Below are 19849 nucleotides of genomic sequence, written 5' to 3'. Positions count from 1 at the left end.
GGGGCCGGGTGAGGGTGGCCGCACGGCCGGCCCGCGGTCCGGCCGGGTGCCGGGCCGTCGGGCCCTCGGAGGTCAGCGGGCCGTCAGTCGCTCACTGAGCTCCCAGAGCCGGGCGGCCTGCTCGGGGTCGACCGCGTACGCGAGGACGCCTGCCGGTGCCTTCTCGTCGCGCAGCCAGCCGTCCCGGTCCTCCTCGGGCACGAGCGGGCTGATGTCGCAGTTCTCGCAGTAGACCCCGCCCAGCCCGTCCAGCAGGGGACTGGTCGCGCACCACACGCTGGTCGCCGCGCCCTGCGGGACGGTCTTCAGCTGCCGGGCGCTGTCCCGAACGGGCGTCCCGTCCTCCTCGACGGCACCGGCCGCCCGGAGCGCGTCCTCGGAGAGGTGCTTCGCCAGTCCGGTGTCGACGATGGTGCCCGGGTGCACGGCGAAGGCCCGTACGCCCTCCGCCCGGCCGCGCCGGTCCAGCTCGACGGCGAACAGGGCGTTGGCGGACTTCGACCTTCCGTACGCGACGAACGGCTCGTACGGGGTGTGCTCGAAGTTCGGGTCGTCGAGGTCGACGGGGGAGAAGCGGTGGCCGCGCGAGGAGACCACGACCACGCGGGCGCCCTCGGCCGCGCGCAGGGCGGGCCACAGCCGGGACACCAGCTGGAAGTGGCCCAGGTGGTTGGTCGCGAACTGTGCCTCGTACCCCCGCGCGTCCCGGGTCAGCGGTGTCGCCATGATCCCGGCGCTCGCCACGAGCAGATGCAGGGGGCGTCCGGAGGCCAGGAACCCTTCCGCGAAGGCGTCCACCGACGCCGGGGCATTCAGGTCCATCTCCACGACCTCGACCCCGTCGGTCCCCTCCAGCGCGGCGGCGGCCCGTGCGGGGTCCCGGGCCGGTACGACGACCTCGGCCCCGGCGGCGCGCAGCACGCGGACCGTTTCCAGGCCGATGCCCGAGTAGCCGCCGGTGACGATCGCGACCCGGCCGGTCAGGTCGATGCCGGCCACGACCTCCTCGGCGGTGGACGCGGGGCCGAAACCGGAGTGCAGGGGCTGTTGTGCGGTGGTCATGGGATGTCTCCTCGCGTGGGCGTTCTCCGAGCTGTCCCGTCCACCGTAGATCCGTCGATCGGGACGATGAATGCTTGAGAGTCCGCGATACTTGCGCGATAGTTCAGGTATGTCTGCCGATCCCCTTTCCGACGCCCTGGCGGTGGCCGACGCCCGCTGTGTCTTCTCGGGCGGGTTCACGGCCGGAGGCGACTGGTCCATCCGGCTGAGAGGGCGGGACAAGCTCAAGATCAACGCGGTCGTCCGCGGCAGCTGCCTGCTGGTCGCCGAGGACGGCGGCGAGGTCCTGCGGATCGAGGCGGGCGACGTCGTCGTCACCGACGGACGGCGTTCGTACGTCCTGTGCAGCGATCCCGGACTGGAACCGGTGCGGTCGGCCGACGTGGTCGTGGACCCCGGTAGTCGCATGGCACACCTGGGCGACGGGGACGACTTCGTCGCCGTCTCCGGCCACATCGACCTCAGCCGGGACAGCGGCGACCTGCTGCGCGCGGCCCTGCCGCCGCTGATCCGGCTGCGTGCCTCCGAGGCCGAGGCGCCGGTCCTGAGCTGGCTGGTCGGGCAGCTCCTCGCGGAGATGACCGCGGGCCGGGCGGGCGCCGACTTCGCCGCGGACCAGCTGGCCCAGCTCGTCCTCGTCCAGGTGCTGCGGGTCTGCCTCGACGACACGCCGGGCCTGCCGGCGGGCTGGCTGCGCGGGCTGGCCGACGACGGCCTCGCCCCGGCCCTGCGCCTCCTGCACGCCGATCCGGGACGGCCCTGGCAGCTGGAGGAACTCGCCCGGGCGGCGGCGATGTCCCGGACCACGTTCGCCCTGCGCTTCAAGGCGGCCGTCGGGGTGCCGCCCCTGACCTACCTGCTGAACTGGCGGATGAGTCTGGCCGCGCGCGCCCTGCGAGAGGGCGGCACGCCCGTCGCGGCGCTCGCCCAGCAGGTCGGGTACACCTCCGAGAGCGCGTTCAGCAACGCCTTCAAGCGCACCACCGGCGTCGCCCCGCGCCGGTACCGGGACGCCGCCCGCGCGGCGGTCGCCGGCGGCGCGGACACGGTCGCTACGCGGTGAGCCGCTCCTCCAGGCGCACGGTCACGGTGTCGCCCTCCTCCTTCCCGATCGCCCGGCGCACGTCGGCCTTGACCGGCAGCTTGTGGGTGCCGTCGCCGAGTGCCATGAACGAACTGCGAAACGGCGTCCCGTCGATCGTGCCGCCGACCTTGACCAGTCCGCGGGTCCCGAAGAACGCCACGGACTCGGGCCAGACGACGTAGGTCCAGCCGCCCTTCTCGGGGCTCTTCCGCAGCACCGCCGTGAACTCCGCGTCGACCTTGCTCACCGTGTTCATGTGGTCCTCCCGGTCCGGTGGTCCTCTCCTCAAGAGACCACCGGACCGGCGAAAACTCATCGCGGGAGGCCGCGGCGCCCCTGCCGACACCCGTGCCCGCGCAGTGGTACGGCGACTCAGGCCGGTACGCGGTCCAGGAAACCGTGCACACTGCGGATCCGGTCCTCGTCGTCCAGGACGACGACGTCGAAGCCGGCGACGGGTGCCGAGCCGTCGGCCTCGGCGACCAGCTCCCAGCCGAACCGCGCCGTGTCGTGGTGCCCGTCCACCGTGCCGAGCAGCCGGAAGGCGAATCCGGGGAACTGCTCGTGCGCGGCGGCGATCACGGCCGCGATCTGCTCGTGCCCGCTGACGTCGGCGAGCGGGTCGGTGTAGCGGCCGTCAGCGGTCCAGGCGGCGGCGACCGCCTTGGCCAGCGCGTCGGGTTCACCGGTGTTCCAGGCCTCCAGGTAGCGGGTGACGGCGGTCTCGTAGCGGTCGGAGTTCGCGGACATGGTGAACCAGCCTCCATCGAGGGACGTATCCATGGTCGGGATCCGCGTTCCGGGCCTTCGTGCCGCTCCGGGACGCGATGCGACCACCCTGCCGGGCGCCGCCCGGAGCGTCGATTACCCCGCGGGTAATGGCCCGTCCGCCGGCCGCCGTGCGGACCGGAAGTGTGCCGGTGCCCTTTCGGCCATGAGCCATGCTGAATATGCCAAGAGACTGGCTGGAATCACATGGTGACAGAGTGTCAGTAGTGGCGATACTCAATTAACAGGGCGATTCAGCCACGCCCTCGCACCCTCACGGTGCACTGCACATGAGCCGCACTGAAAGCGAGGCCGGACCGGCGACGAGCGACGCCTATGGGGGAACGATCGTGCACGACGAATTCCTGTGCCACGTCACCGCGTACGGAGTATGCGGAGGTCAGCGCGTCGGTGTACCCCTCGGTACCTATCGCGCCCCCACGCTGGCCCTCGCCCTGTGGTGGATGCGGGACCGGGCGGCCTGGATGGCCGAACGGCTCGACCCGCAGCCCGAGGACCCCACGTTCCCGCCCAACTCGATCGCGCCCGTGGGCGAAAGCGTTCCGGACGTTCCCACCATGCTGCGTGCCTGGTGCGGCGACACGTCCCAACAGGAGCTGGTGGCAGAGGAGTTGGCGGCGGGGAAGCTCGTCCGCGTCTCCACCAGCGACGACACCACGGAGTACGAACTGCTCGCCGAGTCGGTGGACGCCCTGCGCATGCACCGCACCGCCGCGGCGCTCGGCGTTTCCGCGGCCTGACCCTCGGCGTGGTTCCACCGGCCCGCGCAGATCAGGCGCACATGTGGGCGAATAGCTAGAATTCAGGCATGGCAGAGAGGTCCGTCGCGGCGTCCGCACCCGAGCTCGTCCTCGAAACCGAGACGGGCTCGACGGTCATGAGTCCGGGTCACGACTACCACGTCGGCCGTGATCCCCTCTGCGACGTCGTGATCGACGACGTCCGGGTCTCGTGGCACCACGCCGTGCTGCGCCCCGACTCCGGCCACTGGACGCTGGAGGACGAGAACAGTACGAACGGCACCTACGCCGACGGCCGGCGCATCCACGAATGGGGCGTCGGACCAGGCAGCGTCATCCGCTTCGGCAGTCCCGCCGACGGCCCCCGCGCCGTCCTCGTGGGCCGGCCGCCCCCTGTCGCCGAACGCCCCTCAGCCGTCTCCGCACCCGCCGCCACCGGCACCTTCCGGCAGCCCACGACCGTACGGCCCCTGCCGTCCCGCACCGTCCGGATCGGCCGCGGAGGCGACAACGATCTCGTCGTCGACGACCTGATCGTCTCCCGGAACCACGCCGAGTTGCTGGCGAGCCCCGACGGGACGTACGAGATCGTCGACCTCGGCAGCCACAACGGCACGTTCCTCAACGGCCAGCCCGTCGCCCGCGCCCCGGTCACTCCGGGTGACATCGTGGGCATAGGACACTCCGCGTTCTGTCTCGTCGGCGACGAGCTCCAGGAGTACGTCGACAGCGGCGAAGTCTCCCTCGACGTGCAGGACCTCACCGTCGAGGTGGACCGGGGCCGCAAGACGCTCCTGGACCAGGTGTCGTTTCCCGTCGGCGAGAAATGCCTCCTTGCGGTCGTCGGCCCGAGCGGTGCGGGCAAGTCGACCCTCCTGAACGCGCTCACCGGCCAGCGGCCCGCCGACCACGGCACCGTCCTCTACGACGGCCGCGACCTCTACCGCGACTACGCCGAGCTGCGCCAGCGCATCGGCCTCGTCCCGCAGGACGACATCCTGCACGCCCAGCTGACCGTCCGACGGGCTCTCGGCTACGCCGCCGAACTGCGCTTCCCGCAGGACACGGCCAAGGCCGAACGCCGGGCGAGGGTCGACGAGGTGATCGGCGAACTGGGCCTGGAACAGCGGGTGGACCAGCCCATCCACAGTCTCTCGGGCGGTCAGCGCAAGCGCGTCAGCGTCGCCCTGGAACTTCTGACCAAGCCGTCCCTGCTCTTCCTCGACGAGCCGACCTCCGGCCTCGACCCCGGCATGGACCGCTCGGTGATGCACATGCTGCGCGGGCTCGCCGACGACGGCCGCACGGTCATCGTCGTCACCCACAGCGTGCTCAGCCTCGACGTCTGCGACCGTCTCCTGGTGCTCGCGCCCGGCGGCAAGGTCGCCTACTACGGTCCGCCGGACGACACCCTCGCCTTCTTCGGCTACCGGCAGTGGCCCGAGGCATTCGAGGCCTTCGAGCGCGACACGGACCGGGATTGGGCGACGGAGTACCGGGACTCGCCGTTCCACCGCCAGTACATCGACAACTCCAGCTCGCAGCCGCGCCGCGCGGAGGACACCGGCGGCGCCGTGGTCGGGCCGCCGCCCAAGGCCCAGAGCTGGGGCTCCCAGCTGCGCACCCTGGTCCGCCGCTACGCCGCCGCGCTCGGTGCCGACCGGACGTTCCTCGCCATCATGATCGCGCTGCCCTTCGTGATGGGCGCGATGGCGCGTGCCCTGGCCGGCGGCAAGCTGACCCAGGAGACGGCGATGAACGCGCTGCTCATCCTGTGCGTCGGCGGAGTCCTCACCGGCGCGGCCAACGCCGTACGCGAACTGGTCAAGGAACGCGTCATCTACCAGCGAGAACGGGCCGTCGGCCTGTCCAGATCGGCGTACCTGATGTCCAAGGTCGTCGTTCTCGGCACCATCACCGTGCTCCAGGCCGTCGTGCTCACCCTCGTCGCCCTGTTCGGCGTCGATCTCAACGCGCCCGGCGGTGAGGGGGTCCTGATGCCCCCGCTCGTCGAGATCACCCTGGCCGTGGCCCTGCTCGCCTTCACCGCGATGATGCTGGGCCTCCTCGTCTCCGCCCTGGTGCGCAAGGAGGAGGTGACGATGCCGCTGCTGGTGCTGCTCGCCATCGTCCAGGTGGTGTTCTGCGGAGCTCTGCTGAAACTGCACGGCGTGCCCGGAATCGAGCAGTTGGCCTGGCTGGTGCCCTCGCGATGGGCCCTGGGCGCCATGGCGGGGACCATCGGCCTCTCCCGTATCGTCCCCGGCGAGCTGACCGGTGACCCGCTGTTCAAGCACTCGACGGGCGTCTGGCTGCTCAACATGGGCATGCTGGTCGTGCTCTCCGTCGTCTTCGGCTACCTGGTCGCCCGACTGCTGCGACGGCACGAGCCCGCCGTCATGCGGAAGTAGGCGCCGATGACGAGCCCCGCCTTCCGCCCCACGCACGTCGTGCCGCAGGACGGGCTGCCCGCCTGGGAGACACCGGACCCCTCCCGGCCCACGGTCCCGCTGGACGCGCTGCTCCCCGTCCAACTCGTCGACCGCCTCGGCGACTGGGGGCGGGTGGTCTGCGCGAACGGGTGGTCCGCCTGGGTCGACGGACGACTGCTCATCGGCGTACCGCAGGTGCCGCCCGACGCGACCGGACCGCCCGCGCGGACGGCCGACCCGCGCCCGCTGTTGGCGCGGGTGGAGGAAGCGCTCACGGAGTACCGCGGGGCCGCCGAGGAACTGGCCGCCGGACAGCTCGACGGAGAGACCTTCCGCACCCGGACGCAGGGGCGGCGGATCGGTGTCGTCGTCGACGGCGAGTCGATGTGGCTGTACGACGCCGAGCACGAGCGGTGGGTGTACTGCGACGGGGCACGGCTGAGCACGTTCGCGGCCGAGCGCACCCCGACCACGTCACCGCCCGTCCCGCCCGAGCAGGCCCCCGAGCCCCGGGCACCGGAGCAGGAACAGGGCGGTCCGGCAAGCGCCGGACCGCGAGAGGGACATCAACCACCCGGCGAGCCCCGGGAACAGGGACGCGAACCTGAGGCCCCGCGGGTCACGGGCCCGGAACCCGGCCCCGAGCAGGCCGCGGACCGGGGGCGTGAACGGGACCGGGGCCAAGGCCAGGAGCCTGAGCCCACGCGGCTCGTGGGTCAGGAACCGGAGCCCACCGAGGGCGGGTACGGGGAAGGTGACCAGGACCAGGGCCAGGGCCAGGAGCCCACGCGGCTCGTGGGCCGGGGCGGGGCGCCCGAGCCCACGCGGCTCGTGGGTCAGGAACCGGAGCCCACCGAGGGCGGGTACGGGGAAGGTGACCAGGACCAGGGCCAGGGCCAGGAGCCCGAGCCCACGCGGCTCGTCGGCCGGGGCGGGGAGCCGGCGCCCACGGCGGGCGGGTACGGGGAACGTGAGCGGGACCGGGGCCAGGGCCAGGAGCCTGAGCCCACGCGGCTCGTGGGCCGGGGCGGGGCGCCCGAGCCCACGCAGGTCGCGGACCGCGAATCCGAGCGCGGACAGGTCGCGGACCGGGACGACGAGCGGGAGCGGCGGCGGGCCCGTGAGCGTGAGGAGGAGGAGACCCGGGCGGTGCCGGAAGCCGCACCGGGCGGGCACGAACCCACCCGTGTGGTCACCTTCGACGACGACGGGGGCCGGCCCTGATGGCCGGCGCCGGGCGCGCGGGCGGTGACGGCTGATGGACGACGAGGGGTCCCGGCGCGAGACCAGCCCGTTCGCGGGACGGCCGTCCGACCTGATCGGCCGCCGCATCGCGGACTACCGCATCGAGCGGGAGATCGGCCGCGGCGGGATGGCCGTCGTCTACCAGGCCAAGGACCTGCGCCTGGACCGAACGGTCGCCCTCAAGCTCCTCGCCCCCGAACTCGCCCGCAACGACACCTTCCGCGGCCGGTTCACCCATGAGTCGCGCGTGGCGGCGGCGATCGACCATCCGCACATCGTGCCGGTCTTCGAGGCGGGCGAGACGGATGGCGTCCTCTACATCGCCATGCGCTACGTCGCGGGCCGCGACCTGCGTCATCTCCTCGACCGCGAGGGGCCGTTGTCCGTGACGGTGGCCGCCCGGATCGCCCTCCAGGTCGCCTCGGCGCTCGACGCGGCCCACGACCACGGACTCGTCCACCGGGACGTGAAACCGGGCAACATCCTGGTCGCCCAGGGCACCGACAGCGACCACCCCGAGCACGTCTACCTCACGGACTTCGGGCTGACGAAGAAGTCGCTGTCGCTGACCGGGTTCACCAGCGTGGGCCAGTTCGTCGGCACCCTCGACTACGTGGCGCCGGAACAGATCTCCGGCAAGCCCGTCGACGGACGCTGCGACGTGTACAGCCTCGGCTGCGTCGTCTACGAGACGATGGCCGGCCGGCCGCCGTTCCAGCGCGACGACGACATGGCGCTGCTGTGGGCCCACCAGTACGACGAACCGCCGGCCCTGACCACGAAGCGCCGCGACATCCCGGACACGGTCGACGCCGTCCTCGCGAAGGCGCTGGCCAAGAGCCCCGACGACCGTTACGACTCCTGTCTCGGCTTCGTGAGCGCGCTGCGGATCGCCGCCCACGGCGAGGCGACCGGCGACGGCGCATGGCCGCGTACCCGCACAGGGCCCCCTTCCACAGGCGGGCCACCCGGGCCGCCTCCGGAACCGCCGGAGTGGGCCAGGCCGGTGTTCCACTCCTGACCCGTCCGACCCGTCCGACCCGTCCGCCGCGCGCCCTCCGCCGCCCGTCCGGCGGCGTGGAGCCGGCGGGGCCGCGTCGGTGTCAGCGGGGCGCGACCTCACCCCTGCGGCGAACTCCCTTGGCCAGGAGCGCGCCGAGGAGACCGGCGACGAGCCCCCACAGCACGGCGAACCCGAGGGCACCCCACACCTGGGGTTTCAGGAAGATCTCCCCGTTCAGGCCGCCGCCGATGTCACCGAGGCCGAGGATCGACAGGCCGTAGTGCGCCGAGAGTCGGCCGACGAGACAGATCATGAGGACGGTGAGCACCAGCGCGACCGCCAGGTGCACCGCGTGCTGCCAGGCCCGCGTCCGGGCCGGAGAGCGGGCCGCCATCAGGAAGGCCGCGCCGAGCAGCAGTACCGCGTCGACCACCACCAGCCACCAGACCCGGCCGTCGTGCTCGGCCAGGCTGTGCAGGTTGAGCGTGGAGACGTCCGGGGTGCGCAGCACCTCGTCGAGCAGTCGCGGCATCGGCAGGCCGAACGGCCCGTCCACGCGCCCGTTCCAGGTGGCCCCCAGCCCGATCGTGAACGCGAGCCAGACGAGGTTCGGCAGACCGAGGAGCAGCACGGCGAACGTCTCGGACACATGACCGCGGGTCGCCGCGACCACCAGCCCGACGACCACGCCGATACCGACGCAGGTGAGCAGCAGCATCACCATGGCGTACGCGGCCGGGCGCACCGACTCCTGGAAGCGCAGCAGGCGCGCGGGCAGCGGAGCGCCGCGCGAGACGAGCAGGGCGATCACGAACACGCCCACCAGCCACAGCAGCCCGAACCCGATGGTCGGGCCCGTCTCCGCCTTGAAGCCGACCTTCGGTGTCGCGCCGAACAGGTCGCCGATCGCCCCGATGGTGCCGTCGCCGAGGGACACGGTGAAGTCCTGGCGGGCCGCGAGGGCGAGGCCGACCAGGGCGAGCACCCACAGGAGGGCGATCCGCCCGGCCCATCCGGCGAGTTCCGTCGTCCCGGCGACGGCACGGTGCCGCAAGGGCCGCAGGAACCCCGCCGCGAGCACGAGGGCGCCGACCAGGGTCACCGACAGCGGAATCACCGTCAGACCGGCCTTGGTGTCGGCGATCGCCCCGGCGTCCCCGGTGAACGCGATGGTGCCGCCGACCGCGGTCACGACCGTGGCCGCGATCACCCGCGGGTAGGCGTTGTCGGGAAGGTCGGTGGCGCCGGACGCCCACAGCCCGAGGGCGGCGACCACCCCCATGGCGATCAGACCCGCCAGCACGGCCACGAGGGCCTGGAGCCATCCGTGTCGGGCGGCCGGACGCGCGGCTCGGCGGTCGACTGGCTGGTCGGACGGCGTCTGGTGGCTCACGGTGCCACGCTAAGCAGCCGTGGCACGCTCCGCCCCTCGGGAGGGCCGACCGCGTCAGCTTGCGGGCGCCGCCGCACCGGAGCACACAATGGGGTCGTCGTGGAACAAGTCGGCGTACAACGGTACATATCGCGTCAGCGCCGTGGCGCCCCCTCCACCGGGAAGAGGAGCTCGTGAGCGTCGAACCGCCGTCGTCCGGCCGCCCCACCGGCCCGCCCTCGGGGCCGCTGTCGGGCCCCTCGCAGCCAGGTCCCTCCGAGCCGACCCCCACTCGGCCCAGCGGCACCCCGCCGTCCGGACCGCCCAGCGGCGCCTCCGGCGCGGGCGGCGGAGCGGGCGGTCCCGGATCCGGTGGGCCCGGGTCGGGCGATTCGGGAGCCGGCGGCACGAGCGGTCCCTCCGGACCGGGCGACGGAGCTCCCGGGCCGGACGGCAAGGGCGGCGGACCCGGCCGACCCTGGTGGAAGTCGGCGCCGCGCGTCGCGCTCATCACCGGCGTCGTCGCGGCCGCGGTGATCCTCGGCATCGTCTTCACCGGCAGCGACGGCGGAAGCGGCGGCGGGGGAACGGGGAAGACGCAGAACGCCGGCAGCGAGGTCTTCCTGCAGGCCGCGGACAAGACGGGGCCCGACCCGTTCACCGAGTCGACCGCGAAGGACAGTTCCACCGAACCGCAGACCCCGACCGCCTCGGGCTCCTCGGAACCCGCGAACGTGACCCGCGCCGTGAGCGGCTCCGCGCCCGGCCTCTACGGCGGCACCCGCAACGTCGCGAGCTGCGACGTGGAGAAGCAGATCAGCGCACTCGACGCGGACCCGGCGAAGAACAAGGCGTTCGCCTCCGTGGAGGGCATCCAGCCGTCCGCGGTCCCCGCCTACCTGCGCTCCCTGACCCCCGTACAGCTGCGCATGGACACCCGCGTGACCAACCACGGCTACCGTGCCGGCGCCCCCACCAGCTACCAGGCCGTCCTCCAGGCCGGGACGGCCGTCCTGGTGGACGCGCACGGGGTGCCCCGGGTGCGCTGCGCGTGCGGCAACCCGCTCCTCGCGCCGGTTCCGCAGAAGGGCACGCCGAAGCCGACCGGTGACACCTGGCCGGGCTACCGGCCGCAGAACGTCGTGGTCGTCGCGCCCTCGAAGACGGTCATCGACGTGTTCGTCATCTTCGACCCCGACAGCAACGAGTGGATCGCCCGGCACAAGGGCGCCGACACGCACCGCGACGAGAAGACCCGTCCGCCGGAGAGCCCCTCGCCGTCGGTGAGCGAGTCGACGTCCGCGTCCCCGTGCGGCGCGGGGGACTCGTGCCCGCCGTCGTCCGCGTCGCCGGGCAGCTCGTCGCCCTCGACGCCTTCGTCGTCCCCGTCCTCGGAGGCGCCGAAGACCCCGTCGAGCGAGCCTCCGTCCACGGCGACGGAGTCCGCCCCGGCGTCCGGCTCGGCCTCCGACGACCTGACCACCCACTCCTCGTCGGCCTCCTCGGACCTCTCGTCCTCCACCACGACCGGCGGTGCGCCCAGGGCGTCGGGCCTCTCCCCGGAGCTCTGAGCGGTGGCCCGCCCCGGCACCCGGAGCGGCTCGCCCGTCGCCGAAAGGACCGACGGAGCGCCGGATTCACCGAGAGCGCAACGCCGATCCCTTCCCGTACGGCCCTGCGCTCCTAGGCTGGAGGGGTGAGCGACCACGTGCCGAACGAAGCCCGCGTCATCCCGCTGCGTCCGGCTGCGGCCAGGACCCCGAACACGGCCGGGGCCGCGGCGTCCGCCCGGAACCCGGCCACGGCCGACGTCCCGGTCCGGACACCCCGGGAGCCCTGGCCGCTCCACGCGCCGCGGCCCGTCCCGGCGGGCCCGCCGGCCAAGGAACCGCTGTGGCGCGACCTCGTCGGGGACGTCCTGCGCCGCGAGCGGCTGGCGCAGGAGCGCACGCTCAAGGACGTGGCAGACGCGGCCCGCATTTCCATGCCCTATCTCTCGGAACTGGAGCGCGGCCGCAAGGAGGCCTCCTCCGAAGTGCTCGCGGCCGCCGCGCGCGCCCTCGGCCTCGGCCTCGACGACCTGCTGTCACTGGCCCAGCGGGAGCTGACCCGCCGTCCGGCGCCCGGGACCGTGTCCGGCCGGGGGCGCTCCGCCCCGACCTCCCGCCACGACGGCATGTGCATCGCCGCCTGACGTCCACGACCCCGGACGACCCGGGGTCAGATCAGGGCGAGCCTGCGGCTCAGCACCTCGTCCGCGAGCCCGTACTCCACCGCCTCGTACGCGGTGAAGAACTTGTCGCGGTCCATGTCCGCGCGCAGGGTGGCGGCGTCGTGGTGCGTGTGGCGCGCCAGGACCTCCTCGACCTGCGAGCGGATCCGGAGCATCTCCTTGGCCTGGAGGCTGAGGTCGGACACGGTGCCCTGACGGCCGCCGCTCGCCGGCTGACCGAGCAGGACGCGCGCGTGCTCCAGCACGAACCGTCGTCCGGGATCGCCCCCGGCCAGCAGCACCGCGGCCGTCGAGGCGGCCTGCCCGACACAGAACGTGGAGATCGGCGCCTGCACGAACGTCATCGTGTCGTAGATCGCCATGAGCGAAGTGAACGAGCCACCCGGTGAGTTGATGTAGATGGCGATCTCGCTCTCCGGGCTCGCCGACTCCAGATGGAGGAGTTGCGCGATGACGACGTTGGCGACGCCGTCGTCGATCTCCGTGCCGAGAAAGATGATCCGCTCGGACAGCAGCCGGCTGAACACGTCGTACGACCGCTCGCCCTGCGGGGTCCGCTCGACGACGTTCGGAATCGTGTACGTCCCCATGTCAGAGCCCCATCCGTCGTCGTGACGCGGCAGGGCGGACGTCCTCGAGCGACTCCACCACCCGGTCCACCATGCCGTACTCCCTGGCCTGTTCGGCCGTGAACCAGCGGTCGCGGTCGCCGTCCCGCGAGATCGTCTCCTCGCTCTGGCCGGTGTGTTCCGCGGTGATGCGTTCGATGGCCCGCTTGGTGAACTCCAGGTTCTGCGCCTGGATCTCGATGTCGGCGGTGGTGCCGCCGATGCCCGCGGAGGGCTGGTGCATCATGATCCGGGCGTTCGGCAGCGCGAAGCGCTTGCCGTGCGTCCCCACACTGAGCAGGAACTGCCCCATGCTCGCGGCGAATCCCATGACGAGGGTGGAGACGTCGTTCGGGACGAGCCGCATGGTGTCGTAGATGGCGAGCCCCGCGGTCACCGAACCACCGGGGCTGTTGATGTACAGGGCGATGTCGGTGCGCGCGTCCTCCGCGGACAGCAGGAGGAGCTGGGCGCAGACCCGGTTCGCGGAGACCTCGTCGACCTGGGTGCCGAGGAGGACGATCCGCTGCGCCAGCAACTGCGCGGCGAGATGGTCGTCGAAACGGGTGGCGGGGGTGTCGCCCTCCTCGGCCCGTGGAGCGAGGGCCGGGGACCGGCCGGTGACGAGTGGCGTCATGGTTCCTCCTGGTCGTGACGCGACGGGCTTCGCCGCTCACTCCACTCTTGACCCGCCCGCGTCGCCGGAGCCCCTTTCTCGGCCCACGGCAGATTCGCCGACGGCAGAGCCGCCCGGCGCGACACGGGTATCAGCAGGTCAGGGCCCCGGTCGGGCGGCCGGCCCGGCCACTCAGGAGGTCGCGCGCAGCTCGCCGAAGAAGGCCCGGACGTCCGCGACGAGCAGGTCCGGCTCCTCCATCGCGGCGAAGTGACCGCCCCGGTCGAACTCGGTCCAGCGGACGATCCGGTCGGTCCGCTCCGCGACATGGCGCAGCGGGACGAAGTTCTCCTCGGGGAAGACGGCGAGGGCGGTCGGCGCGGCCGACGGCTCGGGCGGCTTGCCCCAGTAGTCCGCGTGGGCCCGCTCGTAGTAGATCCGCGCGGACGAACCGGCCGTGCCGGTCAGCCAGTACAGCATCACGTCGGTGAGCAGCAGGTCCCGGTCCACGGCGTCCTCGGGGCGGTCGCCCGAGTCCGTCCACTGCCGGAACTTCTCCGCGATCCAAGCCAGTTGGCCGACCGGCGAGTCGGTGAGGGCGTAGGCGAGCGTCTGGGGCCGGGTCGCCTGGATCGCCGCGTAGCCGGCCTCCTCACGGTTCCAGTCCCGGCCCCGACGCCAGGAGACGAGCGTGCGCTCGCACTCCTCGGGGCTGAGCGCGGCGAGTTCCCCGGCGGTCGGTTCCACCGTGGCGGACGAGCCGGGCAGCAGGTTGAGGTGGACGCCGATCAGCCGCTCGGGGTGGACGCGCCCCAACTCGCGCGAGACGGCCCCGCCCCAGTCGCCGCCCTGCGCGCCGTAGCGCCGGTAGCCCAGGCGCTCCATGAGGGTGGCGAACGCGGCGGCGACCCGGGTGAACTCCCAGCCGGTGTCGCGGGTCGGCCCGGAGAGCCCGAATCCGGGAATGCTCGGCAGGACCAGGTGGAAGGCGTCGGCCGGATCGCCGCCGTGGGCACGCGGATCGGTCAACGGTCCGACGATGTCGGTGAATTCGACGATCGACCCCGGCCAGCCGTGGGTGATGATCAGCGGGGTCGCGTCGGGCTCCGGCGACCGGATGTGCGCGAAGTGCACGCGGGCACCGTCGATCTCGGTGGTGAACTGCGGCCACGCGTTGAGGCGCGCCTCGGCCGCCCGCCAGTCGTAGTCGTGCCGCCAGTACCGGACGAGTTCTTGAAGATAGTCCCGCGGAACCCCGTAGGCCCAGCCGACCCCGGGGAGTTCGTCGGGCCAGCGGGTGCGGTCGAGGCGCTGGTGCAGGTCGTCCAGTTCGCTCTGCGGGACGTCGAGGCGGAAGGGGCGGAGACCGGGGACGTGGGGGACGTCGGGGGCGTCGGTGAGGTTCATGTCCGCGGATGCTAACTCCCGCCGAGGCTCGTCGGGCAAGAGGTTTTGCCTCGTCGGGCCCCCGATGACGGCACCGTACGCGGGCGGTGGAGGGCGGCGGGCGAGGCGGCCGTCCGTGCCCCGGGTGAATACGCGCCCGCGCGGCAGATGAGTTTTCGGACGAGGATCGGTCGACAGTAGTGACGACGTTTTCCGCCCGAGGAGGTACGCATGCCCGCCGACGGTTTCACCACGAGTCTGTGGTTCGACGGCCAGGCCGAGGAGGCAGCCCACTACTACGTCTCGGTCTTCAAGAACTCCGAACTCGGCAGGATCGGCCGCTACACGGAGGCGGGGCCCGGTCCCGCGGGTTCCGTGCTGGCCGCCGAGTTCGTGGCCAACGGCCAGAAGTTCGTCGCGATCAACGGCGGGCCCCAGTTCACGTTCGACGAGGCGATCTCCTTCCAGATCCACTGCGCCGACCAGGAGGAGGTCGACCACTACTGGAACCGGTTCATCGGGGACGGCGGCGAGGCCGGCCCCTGCGGCTGGGTCAAGGACAAGTACGGCCTGTCCTGGCAGGTCGTCCCCGCCCGGCTCATCGACCTCATCGCCGACCCGGACCCGCAGAAGGCGGCCCGCACGACCCGGGCGATGCTCCAGATGTCCAAGCTGGACATCGCGGCCCTGGAGAGGGTGTACGCGGGGGAGTAGCCGCGGCCCGTCGAGATGCCTTGGCGGCGACGGCGGCCGCAGCGGCCCCGACCGGGGGCGCCGGCGGACGGCGCCCCCGCGCGGGTCACGCGAGCTGTCCCGAGTGCAGCGCCGTGTACGCGCCACCCCGGCGGATCAGATCCTCGTGGGAACCGACCTCCCGGATCGCCCCGTCGTCCATGACCACGATGCGGTCGGCGCCCTGGACGGTGGACAGGCGGTGCGCCACGACGAACGTGGTGCGGCCCCGCACCAGCCGTGCCAGCGCCTGCTGGACGAGCGCCTCGGAGTGGGTGTCGAGGGCGGAGGTCGCCTCGTCGAGGAGGAGGACCCGGGGATCACGGATCAGTGCCCGCGCGATGGCGAGCCGCTGCCGCTGGCCCCCGGACAGCCGGGCCCCGTGTTCGCCCACCAGGGTGTCGAGGCCCTGCGGCAGCCGGTCCACGAACTCCAGCGCGTTGGCGTCGCGCAGAGCCGCGCGCACGGCGTCGTCGCCGGCGTCGTCCATGCCGTAGGCGACGTTCTCGCGGACCGTGCCGTCGAAGAGGATCGACTCCTGCGGCACGACCGACACGAAACGCCGGTAGGTCCGCAGGTCCAGGCCGGCCATGTCGGTGCCGTCGAGCAACAGCCGGCCCGAGGTGGGGCGGATGAACCCGATGACCAGATTGAGCACGGTGGACTTGCCCGCGCCCGAGGCACCCACCAGTGCGACGGTCTCCCCGGGAGCGACCGTGAGAGTGAAGTCCCGTACGGCGGGCCGCCCTTCCTCGTGACCGCGCCCCGGACCCTCCGAATAGGTGTGGCCCACGCCCTCGAAAACCACCGCGCCCCGCACCGAGACGACCTCCGACTTGCCCTCGTTGTCCTCCAGTTCGGGGGCCTGGAGCACCTCGCCGACCGAACGCACCGACTCCAGGCCCTTGGTGATGACCGGCGCGAGCCCCGCGAGGGTCGTCGTGGAGGTGGTGAGCGTGGTCAGGAAGGCACTGAGCATCACCACGTCGCCGGGCGTCACACTCCAGTACCCGTAGTACGACACCAGCGCCGCGCCCGTCAGGAAGAGGACGCCGACGGCGTTCAGGAACACCCAGGCCAGCGATGCGAACCGGCCGTTGAGCAGGTCGAGGCGCAGCCCGGAACTGAGTACCTGGCGCAGTGTGCCGTCGACCCGGCGCAGCGCCTTCCCCTCCAGACCGTGGGCCCGGGTGACGGGTATCAGCCGGGTCATCTCCGTCACTCGCGAGGACAGATGCTCGACCTCGTGCCGGAAGTGCTCGTTCTGGCTGCGCAGCCTTGTCCGCAGCCGGGCCACCAGCAGGGCGGCGACCGGCACCACGCACAGGAAGACGGGCACGAACTCGGGTGTGCGCACGGCGATGACGACGAGACCGCCCGTGAGCACGGTGAGCGCGCCGAGTCCGGTCTCGGCGGTCTGCTGCACCATCTGTTCCACGGTCTCCACGTCGCGGATCACCTTGGCCTGGAGGACTCCCGCGCTGACCCGCGAGTGGTAGCCGATGGACAGCTGCTGCATCCGGGTGCACAGCGCCGAGCGCAGGTCCGTGCCCATGCGGCGCACGCTGCCGTAGAGCAGCCGGACGTACAGCAGGTGCATCGGGATGTTGACCAGCAGGATGAGGAGGATGCCCCCGGCGCTCACCCAGATCCGGGTGACCGGCCCATGCTGGACGACCGTGTCGATGACGGTCGCGGTGATCAGCGGCAGCAGCCACAGCGGGCTGTGCTTGACGGTGAAGACGAGGAACGCCACCGCGAGTCGGGCGCGGTCGGCGCGGAACAGGTAGGCGAGGGTGCGGACCGGGTGCTCGCCCCGGTAGCGGTGATCGAGCGGTCTCTCGGACGACGCCATCGGCGGTGTCCCCTCCAGTGGCCGAGTAGGGAGCAAGCGCTCTCTCCCCAGACGGGTCCCGGAGTACACGTGCGACACCGGGGCCGGTGCGGGACGCCGGGCGGAGAACATCCGGCACCATGTCACCGGGACGGGTGCCGTGGTGCCGGTGGCCCGCAGAATGGTGAGCGACGGCCCAGGGGAGGACCACACATGTCGCGTTTCCACGAGCTGAAGTACCGGACGGTCACGGCGTTCCAGCGACGGATCGCCAATCCCGGACTCAGGCGGCTGCCGCTGCAGACGCTCGTCGAGACCACCGGCCGGACCTCTGGCCTGCCCCGCCGGACACCGGTCGGGGGCCGACTCGTCGACCGGCAGTTCTGGTTCGTCTCCGAGTACGGCGACCGGTCGCAGTACGTCCGCAACCTCCAGGCCGATCCGCGCGTCCGGATCCGCGTCGGGGGACGCTGGTACGCCGGCACCGCCCACGTGCTGCACGACGACGACGCCCGAGCCCGGCTGAGGAGCCTGCCCCGGTTCAACAGCGCCGCCGTCCGGTTGTTCGGCACCGGTCTCACCACGGTGCGCGTCGACCTCGCCGACTGAGGACGCGCGGGGCGAGCCGGATTCCCGAGCGCCCCCCGTGCGGGGGAGCGCCGAGGGGCGGACACGATCCGCCGGCACCCGGGTTCGCGCGCCGCCGGCGGTGACGCCCCGCAGGCTCAGGGCCGCGGCGGAGCATCGTTCACCAGCACCGCCGCGCCGTCGAAACGGCCCGCCTTGAGGTCCCGCAGCGCCTCCGGGGCACGCGACAGCGGATAGACGTGCGTCGTGGCCCGCACGCCGTGCCGGGCGGCGAGCGAAAGGAACGCGCGGCCGTCCTCACGCGTGTTGGAGGTGACGCTGCGCAGCTCCTTCTCGTAGAAGAGGTCGCTCTCGTAGCGCAACGGCGGCACGTCGCTCAGGTGGATGCCCGCCACCGACAGGACACCGCCCCGGTCCAGCGCGCGCAGCGCGACCGGCACCAGGTCACCGACCGGTGCGAAGAGGATCGCGCTGTCGAGGCGCTCGGGCGGTTCGTCGTACGCGCCGCGCGCCGACGCCGCCCCCAGCGCGAGCGCCAGCCGTCGCGCCGCGGGATCCCGCGTCAGGACGTGCACGGTGGCGCCCTCGGCGAGCGCGAGCTGCGCGCAGAGGTGGGCGCTGCCACCGAAGCCGTACAGCCCGAGCCGGCCACCCGGCGGCAGTGCGGCCCTGCGCAGCGCCCGGTACCCGATGATGCCCGCGCACAGCAGCGGGGCCGGGGCCACGTCGTCGACGCCCTCGGGCAGCCGGTGGGCGAAGTCGGCCGGCACCGTCGTGTACTCCGCGTATCCGCCGTCGGCGTCCCAGCCGGTGTACTCGGACGCCGGGCAGAGGTTCTCGGCGCCGCGGACGCAGTAGGCGCACGTGCCGTCCGTGCGCCGCAGCCAGGCGACGCCCACCCGGTCGCCGGGCGCGAAGCCGCGGGCCCCGGGGCCCGTCCCCGCCACCACACCGACGACCTCGTGGCCAGGTGTCACCCCGGAACGGTGCACGGGCAGGTCGCCCTCGGTGACGTGCAGATCGGTGCGGCACACCCCGCAGGCGCTGACCCGCACCAGGAGTTCGCCCGGCCCGGGCACCGGCACCGGCTTCTCGACCAGCCGCAGCGGCTCGCCCTCGACCGGCCCCGGCCGGGTCACTTCCCACGCCCGCATCATCGTGCACCCCGTCCCGTCGACGACCTCGACCACCCCTCCCGTCCAGTCTCGTGCAGCGCCCGCCGCTCGGCGCGCGACCCGGGCGAAGCCTGGCTAGCGTGAACTGCGGAAGCGTTCATCGAACCGGAGAAGGTACTGGTCATGGCCGTACAGCCTGAAGGAACGCCCTGCTGGGCGGACGCGATGTTCAGCGATGTCGAGGGGGCCAAGAGTTTCTACGGTGACGTGCTCGGCTGGACGTTCGGCGAGTCGTCCTCGGAGTACGGCAACTACACGCAGGCCTTCTCCGACGGCAAGGCGGTGGCCGCCGTCGTGCCGCCGATGCCCGGGCAGGAGGGCCAGTCCGCCTGGTGCCTGTACCTCGCCTCCCCGGACGCGGCCGCGACCGCCGAGAAGATCAAGGCCAACGGCGGCGAGGTGCTCATGGAGCCGATGCAGGTCGGCGACTTCGGCACCATGACACTGGCCCGCGACCCCAGCGGCGCGGTCTTCGGCGTCTGGCAGGCGGGCGTCCACGAGGGCTTCGAGAAGATCGGCGAGCCGGGCGCGTACGCCTGGGCCGAGGTCTTCACCCGCGACCCCGGCAAGTCCGACCCGTTCTTCCCCGCCGTCTTCCCCTTCGCCGCCCAGCAGGTGGAGGACGACAACGTCGACTTCCGCGTCTTCAGCCTCGAAGGCAACCCCGTCCTCGGCCGGATGACCATGACGGACGACTTCCCGCCCGAGGTACCGCCGTACGTCAACGTGTACTTCGGCGTCGACGACTGCGACGAGGCGGTGGCCCGGGCGACCGCGCGCGGCGGTGTCCTGCGGTTCGGTCCCATGGACAGCCCGTTCGGCCGGTTCGCGGCGATCAGCGACCCGCAGGGCGCGTCGTTCTCCGTGATCGACATGTCCACGACCCAGGGTGAGATGCCCGGGATGACGGACGTGTCCTGACGCCTTCGCGCGCGCGGGCAACCACACGC

19 protein-coding genes are annotated in these 19849 nt (G+C 72.5%); 10 read left to right on the top strand and 9 right to left on the bottom strand.

Going from position 1 to position 19849, the window contains the following annotated elements; genetic code table 11:
- Window positions 1–72: 72 nt before the first annotated feature.
- Complete coding sequence (locus tag AB0C62_RS36310) at window positions 73–1062, bottom strand: oxidoreductase (RefSeq protein ID WP_266853310.1); 990 nt, start codon at window positions 1060–1062, stop codon at window positions 73–75.
- A gap of 109 nt (window positions 1063–1171) precedes the next feature.
- On the opposite strand from AB0C62_RS36310, the gene AB0C62_RS36305 reads away from it, so the two are divergent.
- Entirely contained in the window at window positions 1172–2125 is a 954-nt protein-coding gene (locus AB0C62_RS36305; protein WP_362980627.1) for an AraC family transcriptional regulator, read from the top strand.
- On the opposite strand, the gene AB0C62_RS36300 is transcribed toward AB0C62_RS36305, so the two are convergent.
- On the bottom strand, window positions 2115–2402 hold the full coding sequence (locus AB0C62_RS36300) for a DUF1905 domain-containing protein (protein WP_362980625.1): 288 nt from the start codon (window positions 2400–2402) through the stop codon (window positions 2115–2117). The two genes, AB0C62_RS36305 and AB0C62_RS36300, sit on opposite strands and share 11 nt — an antisense overlap.
- 116 nt (window positions 2403–2518) lie before the next feature.
- Complete coding sequence (locus tag AB0C62_RS36295; RefSeq protein WP_362980623.1) at window positions 2519–2896, bottom strand: nuclear transport factor 2 family protein; 378 nt, start codon at window positions 2894–2896, stop codon at window positions 2519–2521.
- A gap of 368 nt (window positions 2897–3264) precedes the next feature.
- On the opposite strand from AB0C62_RS36295, the gene AB0C62_RS36290 reads away from it, so the two are divergent.
- From AB0C62_RS36290 to AB0C62_RS36275, 4 genes are all read left to right on the top strand, one after another.
- On the top strand, window positions 3265–3675 hold the full coding sequence (locus AB0C62_RS36290; protein ID WP_081222735.1) for a hypothetical protein: 411 nt from the start codon (window positions 3265–3267) through the stop codon (window positions 3673–3675).
- A gap of 68 nt (window positions 3676–3743) precedes the next feature.
- On the top strand, window positions 3744–6086 hold the full coding sequence (locus AB0C62_RS36285) for an FHA domain-containing protein (RefSeq protein ID WP_362980621.1): 2343 nt from the start codon (window positions 3744–3746) through the stop codon (window positions 6084–6086).
- A 6-nt stretch (window positions 6087–6092) separates the two neighbouring features.
- A complete protein-coding gene (locus AB0C62_RS36280; protein ID WP_362980619.1) occupies window positions 6093–7331 on the top strand; it encodes a hypothetical protein in 1239 nt (412 codons plus the stop codon).
- 34 nt (window positions 7332–7365) lie between these two features.
- Window positions 7366–8373: a serine/threonine-protein kinase gene (locus AB0C62_RS36275; RefSeq protein ID WP_362980617.1), complete on the top strand. Its 1008-nt coding sequence runs from the start codon at window positions 7366–7368 to the stop codon at window positions 8371–8373.
- Between the two features lie 82 nt (window positions 8374–8455).
- Here the strand turns inward: AB0C62_RS36275 and AB0C62_RS36270 are convergent, their stop codons facing one another.
- On the bottom strand, window positions 8456–9748 hold the full coding sequence (locus tag AB0C62_RS36270) for a streptophobe family protein (RefSeq protein ID WP_362980615.1): 1293 nt from the start codon (window positions 9746–9748) through the stop codon (window positions 8456–8458).
- A gap of 173 nt (window positions 9749–9921) precedes the next feature.
- On the opposite strand from AB0C62_RS36270, the gene AB0C62_RS36265 reads away from it, so the two are divergent.
- Both AB0C62_RS36265 and AB0C62_RS36260 read left to right on the top strand, forming a co-directional pair.
- Window positions 9922–11298 (top strand): DUF6777 domain-containing protein, encoded by a 1377-nt coding sequence (locus AB0C62_RS36265; protein WP_362980613.1) that lies wholly within the window; start codon window positions 9922–9924, stop codon window positions 11296–11298.
- A gap of 125 nt (window positions 11299–11423) precedes the next feature.
- The gene (locus tag AB0C62_RS36260; protein WP_362980611.1) at window positions 11424–11921 is read left to right on the top strand and encodes a helix-turn-helix transcriptional regulator; all 498 of its coding nucleotides are present in this window, start codon (window positions 11424–11426) and stop codon (window positions 11919–11921) included.
- Window positions 11922–11947: 26 nt separating this feature from the next.
- Here the strand turns inward: AB0C62_RS36260 and AB0C62_RS36255 are convergent, their stop codons facing one another.
- The 3 genes from AB0C62_RS36255 to AB0C62_RS36245 form a co-directional block, all read right to left on the bottom strand.
- On the bottom strand, window positions 11948–12550 hold the full coding sequence (locus AB0C62_RS36255) for an ATP-dependent Clp protease proteolytic subunit (protein WP_362980609.1): 603 nt from the start codon (window positions 12548–12550) through the stop codon (window positions 11948–11950).
- A gap of 1 nt (window position 12551) precedes the next feature.
- Window positions 12552–13205: an ATP-dependent Clp protease proteolytic subunit gene (locus tag AB0C62_RS36250; protein WP_362980607.1), complete on the bottom strand. Its 654-nt coding sequence runs from the start codon at window positions 13203–13205 to the stop codon at window positions 12552–12554.
- A gap of 171 nt (window positions 13206–13376) precedes the next feature.
- A complete protein-coding gene (locus tag AB0C62_RS36245; protein WP_362980605.1) occupies window positions 13377–14591 on the bottom strand; it encodes an epoxide hydrolase in 1215 nt (404 codons plus the stop codon).
- Window positions 14592–14801: 210 nt separating this feature from the next.
- Here AB0C62_RS36245 and AB0C62_RS36240 point away from each other — a divergent pair, with 210 nt between their 5' ends.
- On the top strand, window positions 14802–15284 hold the full coding sequence (locus AB0C62_RS36240; RefSeq protein ID WP_362980603.1) for a VOC family protein: 483 nt from the start codon (window positions 14802–14804) through the stop codon (window positions 15282–15284).
- Window positions 15285–15369: 85 nt separating this feature from the next.
- Here AB0C62_RS36240 and AB0C62_RS36235 read toward each other — a convergent pair whose 3' ends face one another.
- Window positions 15370–17157 carry an ABC transporter ATP-binding protein gene (locus tag AB0C62_RS36235; RefSeq protein ID WP_362980601.1) on the bottom strand — a complete coding sequence of 596 codons (1788 nt, stop codon included), beginning with the start codon at window positions 17155–17157 and terminating at the stop codon, window positions 15370–15372.
- 192 nt (window positions 17158–17349) lie between these two features.
- Here AB0C62_RS36235 and AB0C62_RS36230 point away from each other — a divergent pair, with 192 nt between their 5' ends.
- On the top strand, window positions 17350–17745 hold the full coding sequence (locus AB0C62_RS36230; RefSeq protein WP_362980599.1) for a nitroreductase/quinone reductase family protein: 396 nt from the start codon (window positions 17350–17352) through the stop codon (window positions 17743–17745).
- A 116-nt stretch (window positions 17746–17861) separates the two neighbouring features.
- Here AB0C62_RS36230 and AB0C62_RS36225 read toward each other — a convergent pair whose 3' ends face one another.
- Window positions 17862–18878: a zinc-binding alcohol dehydrogenase family protein gene (locus AB0C62_RS36225; protein WP_362980666.1), complete on the bottom strand. Its 1017-nt coding sequence runs from the start codon at window positions 18876–18878 to the stop codon at window positions 17862–17864.
- Between the two features lie 144 nt (window positions 18879–19022).
- Between AB0C62_RS36225 and AB0C62_RS36220 the strand changes: the two genes are divergently transcribed.
- Window positions 19023–19820: a VOC family protein gene (locus AB0C62_RS36220; protein WP_362980597.1), complete on the top strand. Its 798-nt coding sequence runs from the start codon at window positions 19023–19025 to the stop codon at window positions 19818–19820.
- Window positions 19821–19849 lie beyond the last annotated feature (29 nt).

The sequence above is a fragment of the Streptomyces sp. NPDC048643 genome (assembly GCF_040650615.1).
In the GTDB taxonomy this organism is placed as follows: Bacteria; Actinomycetota; Actinomycetes; order Streptomycetales; family Streptomycetaceae; genus Streptomyces.
Note: the sequence above shows the minus strand (reverse complement) of the source record. Positions and strands in the feature narration are given on the sequence as shown.

Bases quoted from the DNA above. Each gene is read 5' to 3' on its own strand.
- AB0C62_RS36310 (WP_266853310.1), bottom strand. From the start codon at position 1,062: ATGACCACCGCACAACAGCCCCTGCACTCCGGTTTCGGCCCCGCGTCC.
- AB0C62_RS36305 (WP_362980627.1), top strand. From the start codon at position 1,172: ATGTCTGCCGATCCCCTTTCCGACGCCCTGGCGGTGGCCGACGCCCGC.
- AB0C62_RS36300 (WP_362980625.1), bottom strand. From the start codon at position 2,402: ATGAACACGGTGAGCAAGGTCGACGCGGAGTTCACGGCGGTGCTGCGG.
- AB0C62_RS36295 (WP_362980623.1), bottom strand. From the start codon at position 2,896: ATGTCCGCGAACTCCGACCGCTACGAGACCGCCGTCACCCGCTACCTG.
- AB0C62_RS36285 (WP_362980621.1), top strand. From the start codon at position 3,744: ATGGCAGAGAGGTCCGTCGCGGCGTCCGCACCCGAGCTCGTCCTCGAA.
- AB0C62_RS36280 (WP_362980619.1), top strand. From the start codon at position 6,093: ATGACGAGCCCCGCCTTCCGCCCCACGCACGTCGTGCCGCAGGACGGG.
- AB0C62_RS36275 (WP_362980617.1), top strand. From the start codon at position 7,366: ATGGACGACGAGGGGTCCCGGCGCGAGACCAGCCCGTTCGCGGGACGG.
- AB0C62_RS36255 (WP_362980609.1), bottom strand. From the start codon at position 12,550: ATGGGGACGTACACGATTCCGAACGTCGTCGAGCGGACCCCGCAGGGC.
- AB0C62_RS36250 (WP_362980607.1), bottom strand. From the start codon at position 13,205: ATGACGCCACTCGTCACCGGCCGGTCCCCGGCCCTCGCTCCACGGGCC.
- AB0C62_RS36245 (WP_362980605.1), bottom strand. From the start codon at position 14,591: ATGAACCTCACCGACGCCCCCGACGTCCCCCACGTCCCCGGTCTCCGC.
- AB0C62_RS36240 (WP_362980603.1), top strand. From the start codon at position 14,802: ATGCCCGCCGACGGTTTCACCACGAGTCTGTGGTTCGACGGCCAGGCC.
- AB0C62_RS36235 (WP_362980601.1), bottom strand. From the start codon at position 17,157: ATGGCGTCGTCCGAGAGACCGCTCGATCACCGCTACCGGGGCGAGCAC.
- AB0C62_RS36230 (WP_362980599.1), top strand. From the start codon at position 17,350: ATGTCGCGTTTCCACGAGCTGAAGTACCGGACGGTCACGGCGTTCCAG.
- AB0C62_RS36225 (WP_362980666.1), bottom strand. From the start codon at position 18,878: ATGCGGGCGTGGGAAGTGACCCGGCCGGGGCCGGTCGAGGGCGAGCCG.
- AB0C62_RS36220 (WP_362980597.1), top strand. From the start codon at position 19,023: ATGGCCGTACAGCCTGAAGGAACGCCCTGCTGGGCGGACGCGATGTTC.